General features: G+C 55.5%; 2 protein-coding genes. One reads left to right on the forward strand and one right to left on the reverse strand.

All coding sequences use genetic code 11. The features are described from left to right. The coding region (leuS, locus tag K0B87_09520; protein ID MBW6514974.1) for a leucine--tRNA ligase at nt 1-2,310 on the forward strand (2,310 nt) is incomplete at its 5' end. 142 nt (nt 2,311-2,452) lie between these two features. Here the strand turns inward: leuS and K0B87_09525 are convergent. Then, entirely contained in the window at nt 2,453-2,803 is a 351-nt protein-coding gene (locus tag K0B87_09525; protein ID MBW6514975.1) for a carboxypeptidase-like regulatory domain-containing protein, read from the reverse strand. Between the last annotated feature and the right edge of the window lie 402 nt (nt 2,804-3,205).

A 3,205-nucleotide genomic window follows, 5' to 3' on the forward strand; every position in this document is an offset into this window, starting at 1 on the left:
GCCATCGCCCGGCTGAAGATGATGGAAGGCTACTCCGTCATGCAGCCCATGGGCTATGACTCCTTTGGCATGCCGGCGGAGAACTTCGCCATCCAGCACAATTCCCATCCCCGCATCACCACGGAGGAGAACATCGCCGCCATGCGCGGCCAGTTCGATTCCCTGGGCTTCGGGCTGGATTGGGAACGCGAGGTCAGCACCTGCCGGCCCGACTACTACAAATGGGGCCAGTACCTCTTTAAGAAACTGTATGAGAAGGGTTTGGTCTATCGCAAGAAATCCTGGCAAAACTGGTGCGAGGACTGCCAGACCGTGCTTGCCAACGAACAGGTGGAAAACGGCCGCTGCTGGCGCTGCAGCGGTGAAGTGGCCCAGAAAGAGCTGGAACAGTGGTTCTTCCGGATCACGGACTACGCCGAGGAACTGCTTAATTTTTCAGGCATGGTGGACTGGCCGGAACGCGTGATCACGATGCAGAAGAACTGGATCGGCAAAAGCGAAGGCACCCTGATCGATTTTCCTCTGGAAGCAGGCGGAGAGCCCATCAGCGTCTTCACCACCCGTCCGGACACGGTTTACGGGGTCACTTTCATGGCCTTGCCGCCGGAACATCCACTGGTGCAGAAATGGCTGGCTGAAGAGCCGGACAACAAGCCCCTGCACGATTTTTGCCGCAAGGTCATCAACGAGGACAAGATCTTCCGCACGGCAGAGGACACCACCAAGGAAGGCGTCTTTTCCGGCAGATACTGCGTCAATCCCCTAAATGGCAATAACGTGCAGATCTGGATCACCAACTACGTCCTGCTGGAATACGGCACCGGCGCCGTCATGGCCGTTCCAGCCCACGACCAGCGCGACTTCGAATTTGCCAAAAAGTACGGCATTCCGATGCGCCTCGTGATCCAGAACCCGGAGCAGAACCTGGTGCTGGAAGAGATGGAGGAAGCCTACGTCGAGCCTGGCGTGATGGCCAATTCCGCCCCTTTCGATGGCCTGGACAGCGAATCCGCCAAGGCCGCCATCTCCAGATTGCTGGAGGAGAAAGGCTTGGGCAAGGCTACCTGCACCTACAGATTGCGCGATTGGGGCATTTCCCGCCAACGCTATTGGGGCAACCCCATCCCCGTGATCCACTGCCCGCATTGCGGTGTGGTCCTGGTCCCGGACGAGCAACTGCCTGTCCTGCTGCCGGATAACGTCCAACTGGGCAAAACCACCAGCAATCCGCTGCTGTCCGTGCCCGAATGGTTCTATGTTCCCTGCCCCCGGTGCGGGGCTGATTCCCGGCGCGAGACAGACACCATGGACACCTTTGTGGACAGCGCCTGGTATTACGCCCGCTACGCCGATCCGCACAATGCCGAGGCTCCTTTCGATCCGGCCAAGGCCAAATACTGGCTGCCGGTGGACCAATACATCGGCGGGATCGAGCACGCCGTGATGCATCTGCTCTACGCCCGCTTCATCAGCAAATTCATGCGTGACCTGGGCTGGCTGGCTTGCGACGAACCCTTTGCCAGATTGCTCACCCAGGGCATGGTCACCAAAGACGGCGCCAAGATGAGCAAATCCAAAGGCAATGTGGTCGATCCCACCTACATCGTGAACCGCTTCGGGGCCGACACCCTGCGCGTCTTCCTGCTTTTCGCCTCGCCGCCGGACAAGGATTCCGAATGGAGCGACGACGGCATCATGGGCGCCTTCCGGTTCCTGAACCGCGTCTGGCGCCTGATCGAAGGAAATCTGGAAGACATCAAGCGCGGACTGAAGCTAAGCGCCCAGCCGGAAGAGGTCTCCGCTCCGCTGCGGGACTTGCTGTTCAGCTCGCACAGCACGGTCAAGAAGTGGCTGGACGACTGCCAGCACCGCATGCAGTACAACACCGCCATCGCCGCCGTGATGGAGCATCTGAACCATTGCGTGAGTGTGAAAGACCCCGCAAGCCTCTCCGCTCCGGACCTGGCTGTATTTGCCGAAGCCTGCGGCATCATCCCGCAGCTGCTTTATCCCTTCGCGCCCCACATCGCCGAAGAACTCTGGCAAATGATGGGCTTCACCGAACTGCTGCACGAATCCGGCCTGCCCGGCTATGAAGAGCGCCACCTGATCCGCGACCTGGTGACCTATGTGGTCCAGATCAACGGCAAACTGCGCGGCAAGCTGGAAGTGCCACCGGACATCGATCTCGAGGAACTTAAGAAGCTGGCCCTGGAAGTGGAGAACGTGAAGCGCAGCCTGTCAGGGCTCTTGGTCAGGAAAATCATCGTCATCCCCGGCAAGATGGTCTCCATCGCCGTGGGGAAATAAAACTTCAGGACCGTATATTGTTAAGGGGCTTCCGCGGATGCCCCTTTTTTTGTTACTCTTTGTCTGTCAATTATGGGAAAGTATCAGAAATCCTGCCTTTCCTGAATTCAGTAATCTTCGATACTTCTCATCAACATTGATGTCACGGATCGACCTCCAGAGTGCAATTCACAGTGAATTCCCTTGGTCCGTCGGAATGTACAATGATATTAGGCTTGACCTTGGTTCTGTAACCCGGCTTGCTTACCCTTACAATGAGAATTCCCGAATTAAAGCCTCTGTACATCTGGTAGAAACCATCCTCATCCGTAGTAGCCGGGAGATTATCGATGTTGACTATCCTTATCTCCGCTCCCTCCAATGGAGTGCCGTACACATCCGTCACTTCTCCCAGCAGCTTGATGGTGCGCAAAATATCAAGATTAGTGTGTGCGCCATGGGAGAACGAGAATCCGAGCAGCACTAAAACCAATAAAATACGTAGAATCTTCATCTCACACCTCTTGATGTTATTCAATTTTGCAGTTTCCTGATCATGACAATTCTTGTCAAGATATATCTGCGATGGAATTCCCCCATTGCCGGATTCTAAACATACGGCGTCCGACACCTCCCAATGTCTGATCAGGCCTGATCCCTGTGCCCTCCGCCCTCTTTTCACCCTGCCTATCACTTCTCTATCAAGCGTCTATCACTTGTCTATTATAGACAAGTGATAGACGCTTGATAGAGAAGTGATAGGGAGCCACAAAAGAGGGAGGGAAGAAAGTGACCCGTCCTGAAATAGGTTGACCAAAAACCTATAGTAAGGAGTATGACCAATGAAGAAAACACGTCCCCAAGTCCGCTACAGCGAAGAGTTTAAACGCACAGTGGTAGAGGAGATCGAGGCAGG

The organism is Candidatus Syntrophosphaera sp. (assembly GCA_019429425.1).
Classification (GTDB): Bacteria; Cloacimonadota; Cloacimonadia; order Cloacimonadales; family Cloacimonadaceae; genus Syntrophosphaera.

Excerpts from the sequence above, each read along its gene's own strand:
- K0B87_09525 (MBW6514975.1), bottom strand. The coding sequence starts at position 2,803 with ATGAAGATTCTACGTATTTTATTGGTTTTAGTGCTGCTCGGATTCTCG.